The sequence below is a fragment of the Arthrobacter sp. zg-Y750 genome (genome assembly GCF_020907365.1).
Taxonomy (GTDB): domain Bacteria; phylum Actinomycetota; class Actinomycetes; order Actinomycetales; family Micrococcaceae; genus Arthrobacter_B.
This window is the reverse complement of record NZ_JAJJOC010000004.1, coordinates 52,825-70,831: the sequence shown is the minus strand read 5'-3', so window position 1 is coordinate 70,831 and position 18,007 is coordinate 52,825. Positions and strand designations below refer to the sequence as shown.

16 protein-coding genes are annotated in these 18,007 nt (G+C 68.9%); 11 read left to right on the top strand and 5 right to left on the bottom strand.

Annotation, left to right across the window (positions count from 1 at the left end; all coding sequences use genetic code 11):
* A complete protein-coding gene (locus tag LOC57_RS02555; RefSeq protein WP_229957877.1) occupies positions 1–1,734 on the bottom strand; it encodes a bifunctional 3'-5' exonuclease/DNA polymerase in 1,734 nt (577 codons plus the stop codon).
* Between the two features lie 76 nt (positions 1,735–1,810).
* Between LOC57_RS02555 and LOC57_RS02550 the strand changes: the two genes are divergently transcribed.
* Both LOC57_RS02550 and LOC57_RS02545 read left to right on the top strand, forming a co-directional pair.
* Entirely contained in the window at positions 1,811–2,368 is a 558-nt protein-coding gene (locus LOC57_RS02550; RefSeq protein ID WP_227925365.1) for a DUF4334 domain-containing protein, read from the top strand.
* 92 nt (positions 2,369–2,460) lie between these two features.
* Entirely contained in the window at positions 2,461–2,733 is a 273-nt protein-coding gene (locus LOC57_RS02545) for a hypothetical protein (protein WP_227912608.1), read from the top strand.
* Here LOC57_RS02545 and LOC57_RS02540 read toward each other — a convergent pair.
* Complete coding sequence (locus LOC57_RS02540) at positions 2,684–5,239, bottom strand: alpha/beta fold hydrolase (protein WP_229957875.1); 2,556 nt, start codon at positions 5,237–5,239, stop codon at positions 2,684–2,686. The genes LOC57_RS02545 and LOC57_RS02540 overlap by 50 nt on opposite strands.
* Before the next feature lie 93 nt (positions 5,240–5,332).
* Positions 5,333–5,920, bottom strand: a complete 588-nt coding sequence (locus tag LOC57_RS02535) for a DJ-1/PfpI family protein (RefSeq protein WP_331460627.1) — start codon at positions 5,918–5,920, stop codon at positions 5,333–5,335.
* 213 nt (positions 5,921–6,133) lie between these two features.
* Here LOC57_RS02535 and ssd point away from each other — a divergent pair, with 213 nt between their 5' ends.
* The 7 genes from ssd to LOC57_RS02500 all read left to right on the top strand — a co-directional run bounded on the left by ssd (position 6,134) and on the right by LOC57_RS02500 (position 11,669).
* A complete protein-coding gene (ssd, locus tag LOC57_RS02530; RefSeq protein ID WP_229957873.1) occupies positions 6,134–7,393 on the top strand; it encodes a septum site-determining protein Ssd in 1,260 nt (419 codons plus the stop codon).
* An 83-nt stretch (positions 7,394–7,476) separates the two neighbouring features.
* Positions 7,477–8,634: a TadA family conjugal transfer-associated ATPase gene (locus LOC57_RS02525; RefSeq protein ID WP_229957871.1), complete on the top strand. Its 1,158-nt coding sequence runs from the start codon at positions 7,477–7,479 to the stop codon at positions 8,632–8,634.
* 40 nt (positions 8,635–8,674) lie between these two features.
* The gene (locus tag LOC57_RS02520; protein ID WP_229957869.1) at positions 8,675–9,502 is read left to right on the top strand and encodes a hypothetical protein; all 828 of its coding nucleotides are present in this window, start codon (positions 8,675–8,677) and stop codon (positions 9,500–9,502) included.
* Positions 9,499–10,089, top strand: a complete 591-nt coding sequence (locus tag LOC57_RS02515; RefSeq protein WP_229957867.1) for a type II secretion system F family protein — start codon at positions 9,499–9,501, stop codon at positions 10,087–10,089. The genes LOC57_RS02520 and LOC57_RS02515 overlap by 4 nt, the downstream gene beginning before the upstream one ends.
* Positions 10,090–10,235: 146 nt before the next feature.
* Complete coding sequence (locus LOC57_RS16490; protein ID WP_331460626.1) at positions 10,236–10,772, top strand: DUF4244 domain-containing protein; 537 nt, start codon at positions 10,236–10,238, stop codon at positions 10,770–10,772.
* A gap of 158 nt (positions 10,773–10,930) precedes the next feature.
* Positions 10,931–11,272 carry a TadE family type IV pilus minor pilin gene (locus tag LOC57_RS02505; RefSeq protein ID WP_227912615.1) on the top strand — a complete coding sequence of 114 codons (342 nt, stop codon included), beginning with the start codon at positions 10,931–10,933 and terminating at the stop codon, positions 11,270–11,272.
* Positions 11,256–11,669: an Rv3654c family TadE-like protein gene (locus tag LOC57_RS02500; protein WP_227912616.1), complete on the top strand. Its 414-nt coding sequence runs from the start codon at positions 11,256–11,258 to the stop codon at positions 11,667–11,669. The genes LOC57_RS02505 and LOC57_RS02500 overlap by 17 nt, the downstream gene beginning before the upstream one ends.
* Positions 11,670–11,786: 117 nt before the next feature.
* Here the strand turns inward: LOC57_RS02500 and LOC57_RS02495 are convergent, their stop codons facing one another.
* Together LOC57_RS02495 and LOC57_RS02490 are read right to left on the bottom strand one after the other, a co-directional pair.
* The gene (locus LOC57_RS02495; RefSeq protein WP_227925320.1) at positions 11,787–14,126 is read right to left on the bottom strand and encodes a DEAD/DEAH box helicase; all 2,340 of its coding nucleotides are present in this window, start codon (positions 14,124–14,126) and stop codon (positions 11,787–11,789) included.
* A 112-nt stretch (positions 14,127–14,238) separates the two neighbouring features.
* A complete protein-coding gene (locus LOC57_RS02490) occupies positions 14,239–14,892 on the bottom strand; it encodes a GNAT family N-acetyltransferase (protein ID WP_229957863.1) in 654 nt (217 codons plus the stop codon).
* An 84-nt stretch (positions 14,893–14,976) separates the two neighbouring features.
* Between LOC57_RS02490 and trhO the strand changes: the two genes are divergently transcribed.
* The gene (gene trhO / locus LOC57_RS02485) at positions 14,977–15,870 is read left to right on the top strand and encodes an oxygen-dependent tRNA uridine(34) hydroxylase TrhO (RefSeq protein ID WP_229957861.1); all 894 of its coding nucleotides are present in this window, start codon (positions 14,977–14,979) and stop codon (positions 15,868–15,870) included.
* Positions 15,871–16,128: 258 nt separating this feature from the next.
* A complete protein-coding gene (locus LOC57_RS02480) occupies positions 16,129–17,976 on the top strand; it encodes an FAD-binding protein (RefSeq protein WP_229957859.1) in 1,848 nt (615 codons plus the stop codon).
* Positions 17,977–18,007 lie beyond the last annotated feature (31 nt).

Sequence of the window (18,007 nt, the reverse complement as noted above, 5' to 3'; positions counted from 1 at the left end):
CTACTTGGCATCCGCGTAGGAATCGACGGCTGTGACCAGCACCGGAAATTCCAGCGGAATGGGACCGAACAGCAGCCGGGTGGCGGCAGCGGCGGCGTCGGACACCAGGGCGCTGACCTCCTCGACCCGGGGAGCCGGCACATGCAGCATCACTTCGTCGTGCAGGAAAAAGACCAGCTCGCCCGCGGGGGAGTCCAATGACGCCGCACGCAGCCTGCGCCGGATCTCCGCCAGCCAGCACAAGGCCCATTCCGCCGCCGTGGCCTGGACCACGAAGTTGCGGGTGAACCGGCCCTGGGAGCGGGCGAGGGAGTCCGCGCGGCGCTGTTCTTCTGCGCTGGTGCTTTGCTGGGCACGGAGCCAGCGTTCTGAAACGGGCGGCGAACTCCGACCCAAATGGCTGCTGACTACACGCCCCGCTTCTCCGGCGCGCGCACCGCGTTCCACCACGTCAATCGCACGCGGATAGGACCGGGTCAGGGCCGGCATCAACCGTCCTGCTTCGCCCGAAGTGGCCCCGTACATGGCGCCGAGCATCGCCATCTTCGCCTGTGCCCGGTCCCCGTTGAAGTTCTGGTCGGCAATGCCCTGATACAGGTCCTTGCCGCGGGCTGCTGCCGCCAGGGCGGAATCCTGCCCGAGCGCCGCCAGCACCCGCGGTTCCAGCTGGGCAGCGTCTGCCACTACCAGCCGGTGCCCGGGGTCCGGACGGACGGCATCGCGGACCGTCTTGGGAATCTGCAGGGCACCGCCGCCGCGGGAAGCCCAGCGGCCGGAGACGACACCGCCCACCACGTACTCGGGCCGGAACCGGCCATCCCGGACCCAGTTATCCAGCCAGGTCCAGCCGTTGGCGGTGAGGAGGCGGGACAGTTTTTTGTACTCCAGCAGCGGTTCGATCGCCGGATGGTGATGCTGCTCCAATTCCCAGGAACGCGTGCTGCGTACTTCTATGCCGGCCCGGTGCAGGGCCCTTAGCAGCTCCTGGGGCGAATCGGGGTTGAAACCGGGGTTGCCCAGCAGCCGGCGCAGCTCTGCCGCGAGTTGTTCAAGACGTTCCGGCCGTGCTCCTTCCCGCGGCCGCGGACCGAGCGCATCTTGGAGCATCGCTTCGTGGATGTCCCGCCGCCACGGTATCCCCGAGCTTTCCATCTCCACTGCGATCATTCCGCCGGTGGACTCTGCCGCGGCCAACAGGTTCAGCCTGGCCGGGGACGAGGACCGCGCCACTGCGTCCAACTGGTCGGCCAATTCCGCCGCCAGTTCGCCGGCAGTGCTGTGGGCGCTCCCGGCCGCGGCGCCGTCGGGAGCTTCGAGCGTGTCGAAGATGGAGGTCTGGTCCGGCGAGGCCTGTACGGGCAACAGCTGCCGCGGTACGGGATCCTCATCCGGCGCCTGTGTCCGGAGCTTCTCCGTGTAAGGGGTTGCCGGTACGGATTCGGCATAACGGAGGATGCCGCGTACGAGGGCCAGGTCATGGCACCGTTCCACCGTGATTCCGGCCGCCAGCATCCGGCCATAGACGCCTCGGGCCGATTCCCAGACCCAGCGCACCGGTGCCGAGCCGCGGTGTGCCTGGTCGAAGTGCCGCACCGCGGCGGGCAGGTCCGCGAACGGCACAACGACGGCGGGAGCCGCGGGAACGCCGGCGTCGTCGGTTTCCTGCAGCGTCCAGGAGCCGGCCGGCCCATCGGCCCAGTCGACACCGGTGCCGGGCGCGAGGACGATGTACATGCCTCTATTCTCACCCGGATCAGTGCAGCACCGGTGCGCCGTGTCCGGGCGGAGCCCCGAAGGCTAGTCTTACCGGATGGGCGAACCACGGATCGATGGACCGGATTTAATGCTCCGGGAACTCAGCGGTGGAACCACTCCGGCGCAGGCCCTCGGGTTTTTTGATTCCCTGCCGCCGGTGCGGGTTCAGGAGCTTACGGGGTCCTGGCAGGGAGCGGAGGTGCCGACGTCGCACCCCCTCGACGGCGTCCTGACCCGGCTCGGCTGGTACGGCAAGCAGTTCGACGGGCCTGACGACGCCCACCCTCTGCTGTTTGCCGGCGGCGACGGCGGGCCGTTCGACGTTAACCCCTGGTTCGTGCCGCTGGGCACGGTGCTGCGGCTGGGGCCCCTGCTGCGCCAGCCGGCGGCGGGCCGCGCACTCCGCCCCCTCCTGCAGCTGGTCCGGACGCGGAAACCACGGGCCCGCCTGCGGATGGTGGAGTACCGCGGCGTACTTTCCGCGGCCATGGTTTACGACTCGCAGCCCATCATCGATTCGTTCCGGCGAGTCAGTGGGAACACACTCCTGGGCGCCATGGACTACCGCGGCCCGCAGGGCCCCTTTATGTTCACCCTTCGAAGAAGCGGCTAGCCGCTCCGGGCCGGCTGATGCAGTGCGGCGGCATCGGGCGCATGTCCGATAGGGCAGACTGGACTGTCACCTTATACGCAGGACGGAATCCCTTGATCACTCTTCAGCAGGACAATGACGGCTTCATTCGGATGGACCGGCACTTTCCGCGCTCCGCGGCCATCCGCATCATCTTCAACGACGGTTCCGCTGAGATCTGCACAGGCGCCCGGGTGAACGAGGCCTACGACGACGCCGTGGCCGTTTTCCGGGAGAAGAATCACCTTGATGCCAAGGGCTTTTCCCGCGTCCGGAAACTGCCGGCCAACTCCAAGATCAATGCTGTGCCGGTTTCACCCGGGATGGGCCAGCAGGAACCTCAGTAGAAACTTCGGAAAGCGCCTCCGGTGACGGGTCCGGGAGCGGCTCCGGGGACGGCGCCGTCGGGCTGGCGGCGCGGAGGTGCCCGATGATCAGCTGCAGCAGTTCCGGCACCGCGGCGGCATGGAAGTAATGCCCCATGCCGGGCATGGTCACGTGGCGTGCACCCGGGATCGCCGCCGCCGTGGCCTGGCCACCGCTGGGATGCACAATAGGGTCCCGGTCGCCGTGGATCACCAGTGTGGGCACCCCGATTCCGGCCAGGTCGGCGGTGCGGTCCTGCGAGGCGTGGATTGCGCCCAGTTGCCGGGCCCGGGCGTGCCCGCGGTCCGGGTAGGCACCCCGCTCCCATGCCAGGGCGGCCAGCGGGCCCTCGACGGCGGGATCGGCCGGATTGGCCCGGCCGGACAGGTGCCGCATCATGCCCACCCGCGCGCGGACGAACTCCTCCCGGGTGCGGGGTGGGCGCTGTGCGAACCGGACCTTGGTGGACAGCGCCGCGGCACCGACCTTGGGTGCGCCCGTGGTCGAAATCAGGGAGGTCAGGGTCAGGGTCCGCGCCGGATGGCGGGCCGCGAAAGACTGGGCAATCATCCCGCCCAGTGACATCCCCGTCACGTGTGCCCGGGCCACCTGGAGGTGGTCCAGCAGCCCGGCGACGTCGTCGGCCATGTCCTCGATCCGGTAGGCGCCGGGCATGGGCCGGGCGAGCGCCTGATGCAGCAGGGTCGGCACAGGGGTGTCCATTCGGGTGGAACGTCCGGCATCCCGGTTGTCCAGGCGGATCACCCGGTAGCCAGACGCTGCCAGCCCGTCCACGAGCGCCGCGGGCCAGGCGGTCAGGTCCAGCCCGAGACCGGAAACCAGGACTACCGGCTCACCATCCTCCGGGCCGTCCACGCGGAAGCACAGGCGCACCCCGGAGGCGAGGGTGGCAAAACGGTCCGTACCCGGACCGGCTTCGGCGCCCGGGCGTTCCGGCCCCGTAAAACGCAGGTGTTCGTCCGCCAAGACGCCGTTCTGCAGGTCCCGGCGGTCCGCCAGGAAGTTCATGGTCATCAGCCACGGTGCCTGCGTGCCCTGACGCGGCAGGGACGCCAGGCTGCGCTGGACATAGCCGGCCCCGAAATCCAGGAGCGGGCGCGTTTGGAGCGCTTCCGGCGCCACCGGAACCGCCGCGGTGTAACCGTGCCGGTCCATGGACGTCAGCAGACGGGAGAACCACTGGGTCAGCAACCCCACCTTCAGGGTCCAAGCCGCATTGGTGTAACCGATGGCGAAGGCCATGTTGGGGATGCCGCTGAGCATCACTCCGCGGTAGGCCACATGCTCGGGCAGGTGCACTGGGGCACCGTCCAGGCGCAGTTCCATGCCGCCCAGAACCTGGATGGTGAACCCGGTGGCGGTCACGACGACGTCGGCCTCCACCTCTTCGCCCGATGCCAGCCGGAGTCCGTGTTCAGTGAATCCGGCGAGCTGCCCGGTCACCAGCGCCGCGTGGCCGCCGCGCAGGGCGGCGAAGAAGTCGCCGTCCGGCACTGCGCAAAGCCGCTGGTCCCAGGGTTGGTAGGGCGGGTTCAGATGGGTGTCCAGATCGAACCCCGGCGGCACTACCCGGGACTGGATTTTGCGGATGGCCTTCCGGGCCAGGTTTGGCCAGCGCTGGCAGAACGCCCAAATAGCCCGTTGCCGGCGGGCACTGATCTCGGCCATGATCCGGCCGGTGCGCTCAGGGCCAACGACGCCGCGCAGCCGGCGGGCAATGGGGTCCTCCGCCGGTATGGGCAGGATGTAGGTGGGGGTCCGTTGGACCATGGTGACCTCTGCTCCGAGCGTGGCCAGCGCCGGTACAAGCGTGACCGCGGTGGCGCCGCTGCCGATCACGGCGATCCGCTTTCCGGCCGGGTCCAGGTCCTCCGGCCAGTGCTGCGGATGCACAATCCGGCCGCGGTAATCTTCGCTGCCGGGAAGGTCCGGCGTGTATCCCTTGTCGTAGCGGTAATAGCCGGCGGCATTGAAGATCCAGCGGGCGCTCAGGTGCAGGAGTTCCCCGGTCCCCACCGGTTCGGGCAGGATGCCGTCGGGACCTGGTTCCGGTGTCCGCATCATCTCCACCGTCACGTTCCACCGTGCATCGGCGCTGGACCAGTCCGCCGCTACCACCCGCTGGTGGTAGCGGATCAGGGTGTCTACGCCGTATTCGGCCGCTGTCTCTTTGAGGTAGCTCAGGATGCTCGGCCCGTCGGCTATGGCTTTCTCCTCCCGCCAGGGGCGGAAGTCGTAGCCAAAGGTATACAGGTCCGAGTCGGACCGGATCCCCGGGTAGCGGAACAGGTCCCAGGTCCCGCCGGCCCGGCTCCGGGATTCGAGCAGGGCCACGGAGCGGCCGGGATGGTCCTGGCGAAGGCGGCAGGCCGCGCCGATGCCGCTGAGGCCGGCACCGATGATCAGCACGTCCAGGTGTTCCGGGCTGTCTGCGGATGGATAGTGCGTGGAGTTTTCGGGTGCCATGGTGATCCGTTTCCTTGTCCGCGGGGTCCTCTGCCTGCGCCGACCCTACCGCCGCCGGCGGACATTTCGTGCAGGATTCCGGGTAGGGATTTCCTACACGGGAGGTTCGGGATCGTATTGGATGCCGCGCCGAACCTGTTTGGCCCGTTCTTCTCCGGCCAGCCGGCGGACCAGGTGCAGGGCCATGTCAATGCCGGCGCTGACCCCGGCACTGGTGACCACGTCGCCGTCGTCCACCCAGCGGTCCCCGGACCGGATTTCGATGCTGGAATCCCATGCCGCGAGCCGGTCCAGTGCATCCCAGTAGGTCGTTGCCGGGCGGTCGGAGAGCAGGCCGGCAGCGGCGTAAACCAGGCTTCCCGTACAGACACTGGCCATCAGGGGGACCTTGACCCGCAGGGCCCGCATCCAATCCAAGTGCTCCGGATCCGCTGCCAGCGCCCGGGTGCCGTGTCCGCCGGGGTGCAGGAAAACCTCAAAGTGCGGGGCTTCAGCCGCGGAGAGCTGCGGCGTCAGAAGCATGCCCTTGGCCGCAGTGACCGGGGCACCGTCGGCGGACAGCAGGACGACGTCGTATCCGTCTTCGGGGAAGACCTGGGTCCAGTAGGCCAGGACTTCCCACGGACCGACGGCGTCGAGTTCTTCCACGCCGTCAAAGAGCAGTATGCCGATGTGCTTCATGCCGGTCATCCTGCCAGTGCCGCCGGTGAAAGCAGGGAACGACACAGCGCCGGGGCAGGCTCCGGCGGCCTGCGGCGGTTCCCGGAACCGGAACCTGGTCCCTCTCTTCCTCCACATCCGGAACCGGGACCGGGTCTGGCTGCCCGGCCGGTGCCTCGCCCCCGGGCAGGAACCGGGACTGGCACGGTGGGTGCCATGGAAAAGGATCACGGCTTGGCTCAGGACTTCTTAGGGGCGGGCTTCTCAGGGGCGGACTTCGCCGGGGCGGGCATCTCAGCACCGGACTTCCCATCAGCGGACTACCCCTCAGCGGACTTCCCAACGGCGGAGGCCGCAACGGGACGGAGCAGGCTGAGGCCGGCATCTGCCGGGAGGCGGGGCAGGCGGCTGCGCGGAGCCATTGCCCGGGAACGCGGTCCGGTGGTGCTGGTGTCCGGGGACCAGGAACTGCAGGACGAGGTGGCCCGCTTGGCTGCGGCGGCCGGGGTGGAGATCACCACGGCCGGCAGCGTCCCGGCTGCCGTGGCCCTGAAGCCGGATGCGGTGCTCGTGGGATCCGACTACCTGCGGAATTCCGGAAACAGCTCCGGTGCCGGATTCGGTGCAGCCTTCCCCTCCGGAGCAGGGAAAGCGGAAATTATTGTGGTCGGACTGGCAGCGGATACCCAGGTCTGGGAGGCCGCCGCCGGGAGCGCCGCGGCACGCGTTGCGATCCTGCCTGCCGCAGCAGCCTGGCTTGCCGGCTATTTGGGCCGGGGCAGGGCAGGCCCCGGCGGTCTGGTCGTAGGGGTGTTGGGTGGCTGCGGCGGTGCAGGGGCGTCCACCGCGTCCTGCTGGATCAGCTCCGCGGCTGCGGAAGCCGGCGAATCGGTCCTTCTGATCGATGGAGACCACTGGGGAGCCGGATTGGAGTGGGGATTGGGGACCGCTGAGGCGGAGGGCATCCGCTGGCCGGACCTTGCAGGGCTGAGCGGGACCCTCAACCCCGTCCAGCTGGCTGCCGGGCTGCCTGCGGTGGCAGGGTTTTCGCTGCTCGCCCGCGGCAACGGCGAACCGTCCAGGGACGGCGGCGTTGTCCTGGCCGTTATGGATGCGGCCCGTCGGGGATACGGCGTAACCGTGTTGGACCTGGGCCGCTCCACGGGCCTGGAATTCCTGCTTCCCTTCTGTGACCAGGTGTTGCTGGTGGTTCCTGGACGCGCCGGCGGCATCCTCGCGGCGCGGTCGCTGCAGCCGGATTTGGCCGGGACACCGGTGCAGGTGGTGGTGCGCGGACCGCTCGCGGACGGGTGGGACGAACAGCGGGTAGCCGAAGCCACAGGGTACCCATTGGCCGGTTACCTGCCGTTCCAGCGGGGCATGGAGCAGGCCGCGGAGAACGGGCGCATCCTGGCCGGCCCGGCCCGGCGCAGGATCGCCGTGGCGTCGCGGCGGATCCTCGCGGAAACCTTGATGGCCGGGAGGGCCGCGTGAGTCCCGGGAATAGCGGAGGCCGCTCTGCTGCCTTTCCGGGCAGGGCGTTCCCGGGTGCTGCATTCCCCGGCACAGCGGTCCCGGTGGGTCCCGATCCGTTGCTCAGCCGCGTGCGGGACCGGATCCTGGCGCATCCGGAACCGGTCACCGGGGCACGGCTGGCGGAGGCGGTCCAAGCCAGCGGCCGGCTGCTGGGATCGGAGGGAACCCTGCAGGCTGTGGACCGGGTCCGCGCCGAACTCCAAGGCCTTGGGCCGCTGCAGCCCCTGGCTATGCTGCCGGACGTCAGTGACATCCTGGTCAACGGCCCGGACCGGGTGTGGGTGGACGCCGGACACGGGCTGGAGCTGACCGGGGTTCGCTTTGCCGCAGACTCCGATGTGCTGGCACTCGCCACCCGACTGGTTGCCGCGGGGGGACGGAGACTGGACGACTCGTGCCCCTGCGTTGACGTCCAATTGCAGGGTTACCGGGTTCACGCGGTACTTCAGCCTGTCTCCACGGGGTCAACCCTGCTCTCCATCCGGATCCACCGTAACCGCGCCTTCACGCTGGCTGAGCTGGGCCGCGGCGGCACCATGGACGGCCGGTGTGAAGCGGTGCTTCGGGAAATTGTGCGGCGCCGGTTGAACTTCCTTGTCAGTGGGGCCACCGGTTCCGGCAAGACCAGCCTGCTCTCCACGCTGCTGGCCCTCAGCGGAGCACAGGAACGGCTGGTGCTCGTGGAAGACGCCGCGGAGCTGGCTCCGCTGCACCCTCACGTGGTTGGCCTGCAGAGCAGACACGGCAACGTGGAAGGCAGCGGGGTGCTGGAGCAGGCGGAACTGGTCCGCCAGGCCCTGCGCATGCGGCCGGACCGGCTGGTGGTGGGCGAATGCCGGGGCGCTGAAGTCCGGGAGCTGCTGGCCGCCCTCAACACCGGCCACGACGGGGCGGGCGGAACCATCCATGCCAATTCGGCTGCGGATGTGCCTGCCCGGCTGGCCGCCCTCGGTGCTCTGGCCGGCATGACGCCGGAGGCGGTAGCGCTGCAGGCAGCCGCGGCCCTGGACGTCATCATCCACCTGAAACGGGAAACCGGTCTCCGCGTGGTGTCCGAGGTAGCGGTACTGGCGCTGGAGGACGGTGTGCTGAAGGCTGTTCCGGCGCTTGTCCGCGCAGGCGGGGAATACCGGCAGGACAAAGCGTGGGAGCAGTTGCAGCAGCGGCTGGCGGACCGCTTGGCCGGCGGTGCCTGCTGATGCCCGGAGCGCGCCGGACCCGGCATCCGGAAGTGCGGCCGTGACCGGACTGACCCTTGCCGTGCTGCTGTCCGGGGCCGCCTTCCTCGTATGGGGCAGGTGGCCGGAGCCGGTCCGGGAGGTTCTTGAAGGCAAGCCTCTTCACGGTTCGGCCGTGCGGTTGCAGCGCGCCCGGCCTGCGGACCCGGACCCGGATGCCCCGGCACTGCTTGTTCGTGAGCTTGCAGGACTGTTATCAGCGGGACGGTCCGCGCAGCGTGTATGGGCTGACGCTGCCTCCTTGTACACCGCGAAAAACCCGGCCGGCGGCCGGATACATCCTTTCCTGCCGGTGCTCCAGGCCGCCGGGGCAGCAGCAGCCCTCGGTTTGAGTCCGGTTGCCGTCTTCGCTCACGCTGCTGTGCGGGACAGCGGACGGCGCGGCGCGGGACCGTGGCGGGCCGGACGGAAAGCCGGCACTGCGGACCGGCCGCCGGTAGGCGGCCGGCTGGACGGGGCCGGACAGGTCGGGTTGCTGTGGGCCGGCCTGGCCACCTGCGTTCGGGTGTCCGAACGCAGCGGTGCCCCGCTGGCCGCCGTCCTGATGCGCTACGCAGGGCAGTTGGACGATTCCCGGGATGCTGCCGCGGACCGGGCAGCGGCGTTGGCCGGACCGCGGGCTACGGTCGGGTTGCTGACCTGGTTGCCGGCCGGCGGGATGGGACTTGGTTATCTGTTGGGCGGCAATCCGCTGCAGATACTGGCGGGGACGCCGCTTGGATGGGTCGCGGCGGGTTCTGGCTGTGGTTTGTGGCTGGCCGGGTACTTATGGTCGGGCTGGATAGTGCGAAGGGCGGCCGACCCGGGGGAACCGGTGGACCAGCGATGAACGGACTGGCAGTGTTCGTCCTTCTGGCCGCTGCCGCAGTCCTGCTCCTGGCGCCCGGAAGGGGCTTGCCGGGCATCGGCCCAGGCCCGAGTGCCGCCCAGCCGAACACGGAGGCGGGTGTCAATGATCCGGCCCTAATGCTGGATTTGGTGGCGGCGATGCTCAAAGCCGGACAACCGCTGTCCTCCGCCCTGGCGATACTCGCCGAAGGTGTGGACGCTTCCACCGCACGGTGCCTTAGCCGCCTGCTGGGTGCCTCCAGCCTCGGGGCTCCGTGGGAGACCGCATGGCAGCTTGCCTGCAGCGAGGAGGCAGGACCAGCCGGAACCGGGACGGAACCGGTATCGGCGGCCTTCCTTGCCCTCGGGCCCGCACTGCGCTTCACCGCGACAACGGGGGCACCGTCGGCGGCCGTCATCCATTCCCACGCTGATGCCATGCGCCGCCGGCGCCGGGCGGAAAGCAAACGGCGTGCCGCCACTCTCGGGGTCCGGCTGGTCGTGCCGTTGGGCCTGTGTTCCCTGCCCGCCTTCGTCGCCCTGACCGTGGTGCCGCTCCTGCTGTCCCTGGTCCCGGGGTGGCAATAACCGTCCTTCCTCGAACGCTGCTTTCCTTCCTCCACAGCAGGCAATCGGGGAGCCGTTGTCCTTGTGCGGGACGCGGGCTCCAGCGGCACACGACGCCGGAAGGCAGGATCGAAGTTCCACGGAACTGCAAGCAGGAGGAACACACCATGACACTGAATCCGCCGGTCGCACCGCCGAAACCGCTGGCCGCACCGCTGATCCCGCCCGCTATGCACCGCTTGCCCCAAGCCCCGCACCGTTTGCCGCTGCCCGCATCACGGTTGCCAGTGTCCGGACCGCTGCGGCAAGAACGGTTGGCGCCGGATGCTGCGGACCGGGCAGGAGCGAACGTGCGCCCGGCGCCCGGTGCACGCTCCGGCTCCCGCTGCAGCAATCCGGAGTCCGACGGCCGCCACGGCGTGTACCTTCTGTCCACCCCGCCGGCAGCTCCCAGCCGCCCGCTTTCGCTTATGAAGCCCGCTGATGCTCCGGCCGCTCCGAATCCGTCGCCTCATCCGTCTCTTTCGTCTCGTTCGGCTGTTCCCGCGTGGACGGACCGGGAGGCGGGGATGGCCACCGCGGAATATGCCATTGCCACCCTCGCTGCGGTTGCTTTTGCCGGGCTGCTGGCGGTTGTACTCGGCAGCGACGAAGTGCGGTCCATGCTGGTCTCGCTGATCCGGTCCGCACTGACCCTTGGGTGAGGACTGGTGTGAGGACTTGGGTGAGGACAGGCGTGAGGGCAAGGATGCGGGCCAGGGCTGCGGAACCAGACCGGGCTGCGGAACCAGACCGGGCCGCGGGAGACCGGGCCGCGGGAGGCCGGGCCGCGGGAGGCCGGGTACTAGGCGACCGTGGCGCAGTGACGGCAGAGTTTGCGGTGGCGTTGCCGGCAATCGTGCTGGTACTGGCCGCCGGGCTGACCGGAATCGCAGCCGGTGTGACGCAGCTGCGGTTGGAGGAGGCGGCCCGGGCAGCGGCTCGGGAGGTGATGCGGGCAGACAGCTCCGCTGCCCAGGCAGCGGCGGCGAGGGTGGCCGGTCCGTCGGCGGAACTGGTCCTGTCCGGGGAAGGACCGTGGATCACGGTGGAAGTGCGCAGCGCCCTGTCCTTGCCCTTGCTGAACATGCTGCCGCTGGAGCTCTCCGCAGATGCCGTGGCCTTTCCCGGGGATGGAGGCCTGCCCGATGGGGTTCCGCGCTGAGACCCCGGAGAAAGCCGGAGAAGCAGACGTCCGGGACAGGGGAGCGGGAACCGTCGCTTCCATTGGGATCTGTCTGGTGCTGGTGGGGGCTGCCGTGTTCGGCCTGGTTATGGTTCAGGTCTCGGTGGCGGCCATCCGGGCCGGTGCAGCAGCCGACCTGGCCGCGCTCGCCGGTGCCGACGCACTCCGCGGGCTGGGCCCTCCGGGACCCGTCGGCGCGGGAGCCAGCGAAGACGCCTGCGAGGTAGCGCGGGGCGTGGCGGCCCGGAACAACGCGCGGCTCGCCGACTGCAGGGCCGATGCCGGCCGGGGCACGGTCACAGTGCGGGCAGAGGTGCTGGTGCCCGCACTTCCAGTCCCGGCAGCGGCCGCCGCACGCGCAGGGCCGCCGGAATGAGGGCAGCAGGCGTCTTGGGGCAGTCCTCCAAGGATGCCGGGCTCCGGTAAGCGTCCCCCTCGCCCACACGAAGGCAGCGTCCCCTGCACCCGAGGGGTAGCGCCCCTGTCCCTCCGGCTAACTCAGCGCGAGCGCCTCGTCCGGGGCATGTTTCAGCAGAACGTCCAGGAGCGTGACTGCGCCCTTCTTGTCCAGTGGGTTGTTTTTGTTGCCGCACTTGGGGGACTGCACGCAGGACGGGCAGCCGCCCTCGCACTCGCAGGCCCGGATGGCGTCCCGGGTCGCCGCCAGCCAGATCCGGGCGGCGTCGTAACCGCGTTCGGCGAAACCGGCTCCGCCGGGGTGGCCGTCATAGACAAAGATGGTGGGTTTCTCCGTATCGGCGTGCAACGCGGTGGACACCCCGCCAATGTCCCAGCGGTCGCTGGTGGCCACCAGCGGCAGCATCCCGATGGAAGCGTGCTCGGCGGCGTGCAGCGAGCCGGGGAAGTCAGCAGCAGCCAGTCCGGCCTCCAGCAGGAAGCGTTCATCAATGACGAACCACACGGCCTTGGTGAACAATTCCTTGGCTTCCAGCTCCAGCGGCTCCTCGCCCAGGATTTCGTTCGAAATCAGGGCCTTGCGCTGGTAGGAAACCACCTGCGTGGTCACCTTCACCGTCCCGAAGCAGACCTGGATGCCGTTCCACTCCTCGGTGCGCTCCGTCTCCAGCACCTCAACTTGGGTGATGTCCCGGGCCTGGGTGTAGAACTCCGGGTTGGTGCGGGTAACCATGGCGCAGTGGTCGGCCTCGTTGAGCTCGTCCACCAGGAAGGTAGTGCCCTGGTGGACGTAAATCGCCCCGGTGTGGGCCTGGTACTGCGCCTGCGGGGAATCCATGGTGCCCAGCAGGGTGCCGGTTTCGGACTCCACAATGTTGATCGGCCCGCCGCCGGCAGCACGCAGGTTCACCATGGATGCCGCGCTCTCCGGATGCGTCCAGAACCAGCCCGAGGGTCGTTTCCGCAGATACCCCTGGCCCACCAGCTGCTCCAGCAGTCCGGCGGCGGTGGGACCGAAGAGCTCCCGTTCGTCCGGGGTCAGCGGCAGCTCCGCAGCCGCCGCGCACAGGTGCGGGCCAAGCACATACGGGTTGGACGGGTCGAAGACAGTGGCTTCCACGGAAATATCGAAAATAGCTTCCGGATGGTGCACCAGATAGGTGTCCAGCGGGTCGTCGCTGGCGACAAAGGCCGCCAGCGCGTCCTGCCCCGAGCGCCCGGCCCGCCCGATCTGCTGGAAGAGGGAGGCCCGGGTTCCCGGCCAGCCCGCCACGAGCACGGCGTCGAGCCCGGAAATGTCGATCCCCAGTTCCAGGGCCGAGGTGCTGGCGATACCCAGCAGCTCCCCGCTGCGCAGCCGCCGCTCCAGCTCGCGCCGTTCCTCCGGCAGGTAGCCGGAGCGGTAAGCCGCGACCCGTCCCGGCAGCGACGGGTGCACCTCGTCCAGCAGCCGCCGGGTGATGGTGGAAATGGTCTCGGCGCCGCGGCGCGATTTGATGAAGGCAATGGTCCGCACCTGCGCGGAAACCAGGTTCGCCAGCAGGTCCGCGGTCTCGGCCACCACGGTCCGGCGGGACCGGGCGCCGTTTTCGCCCTTCAGCTCGGTGAGCTGCGGTTCCCACAGAGCCACCGTGGTGGACCCGTGCGGGGAGCGGTCCTCGGTGACCGCCGTGACCGGGGCGCCGATCAGCCGGCTGAAGGACTGCTCAGGGTCCGCGGAAGTGGCGGAAGCACCGATAAAGACCGGGTTGGAACCGTAGTACCGGCAGATCCGCCGCAGCCGGCGCATCAGGTTCGCCACGTTGGAGCCGAACACGCCGCGGTAGCTGTGCGCCTCGTCGATGATGACGTACTTCAGGCGGCGGAAGAACCGCGCCCACCAGGCATGGTTGGGCAGCACCCCGAAGTGCAGCATGTCCGGGTTGGCCAGCACCAGGTTGGCGTGGTCCCGGATCCAGCGCCGCGCACCGGTGTCAGTGTCGCCGTCGTACGTCTCGGCCCGCACGGTCGGCAGCTTCAGCGACTTCACCGCTGCGAGCTGGTCGGCGGCCAGGGCCTTGGTGGGAGCGAGGTAGAGCGCGACGGCGCCGGAAGGCTCCAGTGTGGCGCGGTCATCGAGGGAGGTCCGGTGGATGGCGTCCACTACCGGCAGCTGGTAGGCCAGGGACTTCCCGGAGGCGGTGCCGGTGGCGATGATCGTGTGCCTGCCCCCGTGCGCGGCGTCGGCGGCTTCCATCTGGTGCGCCCACGGTTCCTGGATGCCCAGGTTCCGGTAGGCGGCGACGACGTCGGGATGCGCCCACTCGGGCCACGGTGCGGTGACTGCCCGGCGGGCTGGAATCTGATGCACATGCATCAGCTGTTCCGGCTCTGCGCCGCCGCCCAGCAGCGGAATCAGGGAATCATGTAGGGCCACGAGCCCATTCTCCCACCGGCGAACCGGAGCCGGACCATGTTCACTGCAGGGGGAACCTCCCCCTCAGACTCCGGCCCCTGCACCCCCGGGCCGGAACAGCGGATCAGAGACGTCAGAGCCGCGGCTCGAACATCACGACGCTGGCCAGCGACTCCCAGCCGAGGTACCGGTACAGTTCCTGGCCGTCCATGGACGCGACCAGCAGTCCGGAGTCGGCGTCGTCCTCGAGCGCGAGGGCGGTCAGCGCCCGCATCACGTAGCTGCCCAGCCCCATCCGGCGGAACCCGGGCTCGGTGACTATCCGGTCAAAGACGGCGTGGCCGTTCACCACGGCCACTCGTCCCTGCGCAATCGGTGTGCCCCCGGAGAGCACGGTCACCGATCCCACGTTGTCCTCATGGGTGGTTTCCGTCTCGAAGTCTTCCCAGGGCAGGACCGGCGCCTCGATGTCCTGGTCGGACATATCGGCGATCATCAGCACTTCGTCGGTGGAGCGGACCTGGAGACCGTAAACGGTGGCGGCACCGTAAATCTCGTTGACCCGCGTGGTGACGATGGTGAACAGCCGGGTGGGGCTGTGCCGGGCGGAGGAGGCCAGGGCGGCAAACTCGTCGTGGGAGGGCTCAAGCGCGAAATACTCCCAGTCGTTGGTCCGGTCATGGAGCAATGCGGCCGGAAAACGGCCTTCATGCCGCGTCCGGTAACCACGTGCCTGTGCCCAGCCGGAGACCCAGGTCTCCAGCAGATCATCGTCCAGCGCTCTCATAGATGCACATTAGCGGGCACCTGTAGGGAAAGGTATGCGGGCCCGGGGAAAATGGGCCATCCTCCGGCGGTCTACCCTTGTCTTGTGGCACTGAACCGAATTGCACTGTATTACGCTTTCACCCCTCTCTCCGATCCCGACGCCGTCCGGCTGTGGCAGCGCACGTTGTGCGAAAAGCTGGGCCTGCACGGGCGCATCCTGATCTCCCGCGACGGCATCAACGGCACCGTGGGCGGAGACCTGGACGCGGTGAAGGCCTATGTGAAGGCGACGCGGGAATACCCCGCCTTCAAGAAGATGGACGTGAAGTATTCCGAGGGTTCCGCCGAGGATTTCCCGCGGTTGAGCGTGAAGGTCCGCGACGAGATCGTGAGCTTCGGCGCACCCGGGGAGCTGAAGGTGGACGAGAACGGCGTGGTGGGCGGAGGCACCCACCTGCGTCCCGAGGAACTCCACGAACTCGTGGAGCAGAAGGAAAAAGCCGGTGAGGAAGTGGTGTTCTTCGACGGCCGCAATGCCTTCGAAGCGCAGATCGGCAAGTTCAAGGGCGCAGTGGTTCCGGACGTGTCCACCACGCACGACTTCATCAGCGAACTCGAGTCCGGCAAGTATGACGACCTCAAGGACAAGCCCGTAGTCACGTACTGCACCGGCGGCATCCGCTGCGAGGTGCTCTCCAGCCTGATGGTGAACCGCGGGTTCAAGGAGGTCTACCAGATGAAGGGCGGCATTGTCCGGTACGGCGAGACCTACGGGGACAAAGGCCTCTGGGAAGGCTCGCTGTACGTTTTCGACAAGCGGATGCACACCGAGTTCACCGACGACGCCGTTACCATCGGCCGCTGCGTGCGCTGTGAGGCACCCACGAGCAAGTTCGAAAACTGTTCCAATCCGTCCTGCCGCAAACTCACCCTGTACTGCGCGGACTGCGCCTCCGATCCGTCCACCCTGCGCTGCCCGGACGGCTGCGGCGAGTGACCCGCCGCTGCGGCGAGTGACCGCCGCTGCGGCGAGTGACCGGCCGCTGACCGGCCGCTGACCGGCGAGTGACCCGCCGCCGCGGCGGCAGGGGGCCTCCGCACTACTTAGGCGGAGCCTAATAAACCTGTGTACTTCCGGCACCCCCGCTGATACTGTCCCGCACACGGGCCGACGGCCCGCGGCAGGCCCGAACGGACCCGGCACTTCGCCGGACGGACCGGGGACGGGCGCGGCTCAAAGCGGGGGAGTGTTGACGTGGCGGACGCAGCAGTAGACGAAGGCAACAGCCAAACCGGAGACGGCCGGACGGCAGTTCCGGAGCCCGCTGACCGGGCAGCAGCACCCCGGGGCGGGCCGGAGCACTGGGACCGGCTGGTGGACGTCCTGGTGGTCGGCACCGGCGCCGCCGCCCTGACCGCGGCGATCACCGCCGCCGACGAGGGCCTGGACGTCCTCATGGTGGAAAGCACCAAGCTCTGGGGCGGCACCACCTCAATTTCCGGCGGCGGGCTGTGGATGCCCAACAACCCGCTGATGAAGCAGGCCGGCGTGGAGGACAGCCAAGAGAACGCGCTGACCTATATGGAAGAGGTGATCGCCGACGTCGGTCCGGCCTCCTCGCGCGAACGCAAGCTCGCGTTCCTGCGCACCGTGCCCGATGTGGTGACCTTCCTGGGCGGCCTGGGCGTGCAGTGGATGCGGTCCAAGGACTACCCGGACTACTATCCGGACCGGCCCGGCGGCATGGTGGGGCGCTCACTGGAAGTGAAGGCCTTCGACACCAAGCTGCTGGGTCCCTGGTTTAAGCAGTCGCGTCCGGCCGCTTCCGGCATCCCGGCCCCGCTGGCCACCGACGATGTATGGGAACTGTCCCGGGCCTGGTCCACGCCCAGCGGCTTTATCCGGGGTGCCCGGTTTGTCTTCCGCACGCTCGGCGGGCTGGCGCGCGGCAAGCGGCTCTACGGGCTGGGCGGGGCGCTGGCCTCGTCGCTGATGTACATCGTCCGTAACCAGCAGACCCCGGTCTGGCTGTCGGCTCCGCTGGTGGACCTAATCCAGGACGACGACGGCACGGTGCTGGGCGCCGTCGTCCGCCGCCACGGCCGGGACGTGCGTATCCGGGCGAGGCGCGGCGTGGTGCTGGGGGCCGGCGGTTTCGCCCGCAACGCGCAGTGGCGGGAAAAGTACCAGGGCCTGGAGAAGGAGTATTCATCGGCACCGGAGGGGGACCTGGGGCAGGCCATCGATATTGTGGCAGCCCGCGGGGGAGCGCTTGCCCTAATGGACGATGCCTGGTGGGGGCCCACCTGCGTGGGGCCGAAAGGCGAGGTCACTTTCACCCTCGCCGAACGCTCCATGCCCTTCTCTCTGGTGGTGGATGCAGCCGGCAACCGGTTCCTGAACGAGTCCGAATCCTACGTGGACTTCGGACACCACATGCTCGCAAACAACCGCAAGGTCCCCGGGGACCCGGCGTGGCTGGTCTTTGATGCCCGGCACGCCCGCCGCTACCTCTTTAACGCGCTGCTGCAGGGCCGCCGCGAATGGAAGAAGCAGGGCCTGCTGCTCCAGGACGAATCCCTCACGGGCCTGGCGGAGAAAATGGGTGTGCCGCCGGCTGCCCTGCAGGCCACCGTGGAGCGGTTCAACGGCTTCGCCAAGACCGGCATCGACGAGGATTTCCACCGCGGGGACACCGTGTACGACAACTACTACAGCGATCCGCGGGTCAAGCCCAACCCGAACCTCGGACCGCTGGAGAAGGGGCCGTTCTCCGCCGTGCGCCTGTACCCCGGGGACCTAGGCACCAAGGGCGGTTTGCTGACGGATGCCGATGCCCGGGTGCTGCGGGAGGACGGCAGCGTGATGTCCGGCCTCTACGCGGCCGGCAACACCACGGCGTCGGTCATGGGCCGCACGTATCCCGGGGCGGGGGCCACCATTGCCCCGGCCGTCGTCTTTGGCTACCGGGCCGCCCGGCATGCGGCAGGGGCGCCCGCTGCCGGAACGGCATCCGAAGGGCAGGCCGCTGCGCTCCCATCAGCACACTCCACGGGTTCCGGCGGCACCTCCGCGGAGCCGCTGGAACCGGCGGCAGGATAGGGAAAAGCATAGGAAAGGGTCCGGCTGAGGC

Coding starts and splice junctions, on each gene's coding strand:
- LOC57_RS02540 (WP_229957875.1), bottom strand. CDS start 5,239: ATGGCACCCGAAAACTCCACGCACTATCCATCCGCAGACAGCCCGGAA.
- LOC57_RS02550 (WP_227925365.1), top strand. CDS start 1,811: ATGGGCGAACCACGGATCGATGGACCGGATTTAATGCTCCGGGAACTC.
- LOC57_RS02535 (WP_331460627.1), bottom strand. CDS start 5,920: ATGAAGCACATCGGCATACTGCTCTTTGACGGCGTGGAAGAACTCGAC.
- LOC57_RS02490 (WP_229957863.1), bottom strand. CDS start 14,892: ATGAGAGCGCTGGACGATGATCTGCTGGAGACCTGGGTCTCCGGCTGG.
- LOC57_RS02555 (WP_229957877.1), bottom strand. CDS start 1,734: ATGTACATCGTCCTCGCGCCCGGCACCGGTGTCGACTGGGCCGATGGG.
- LOC57_RS02500 (WP_227912616.1), top strand. CDS start 11,256: ATGGGGTTCCGCGCTGAGACCCCGGAGAAAGCCGGAGAAGCAGACGTC.
- LOC57_RS02515 (WP_229957867.1), top strand. CDS start 9,499: ATGAACGGACTGGCAGTGTTCGTCCTTCTGGCCGCTGCCGCAGTCCTG.
- LOC57_RS16490 (WP_331460626.1), top strand. CDS start 10,236: ATGACACTGAATCCGCCGGTCGCACCGCCGAAACCGCTGGCCGCACCG.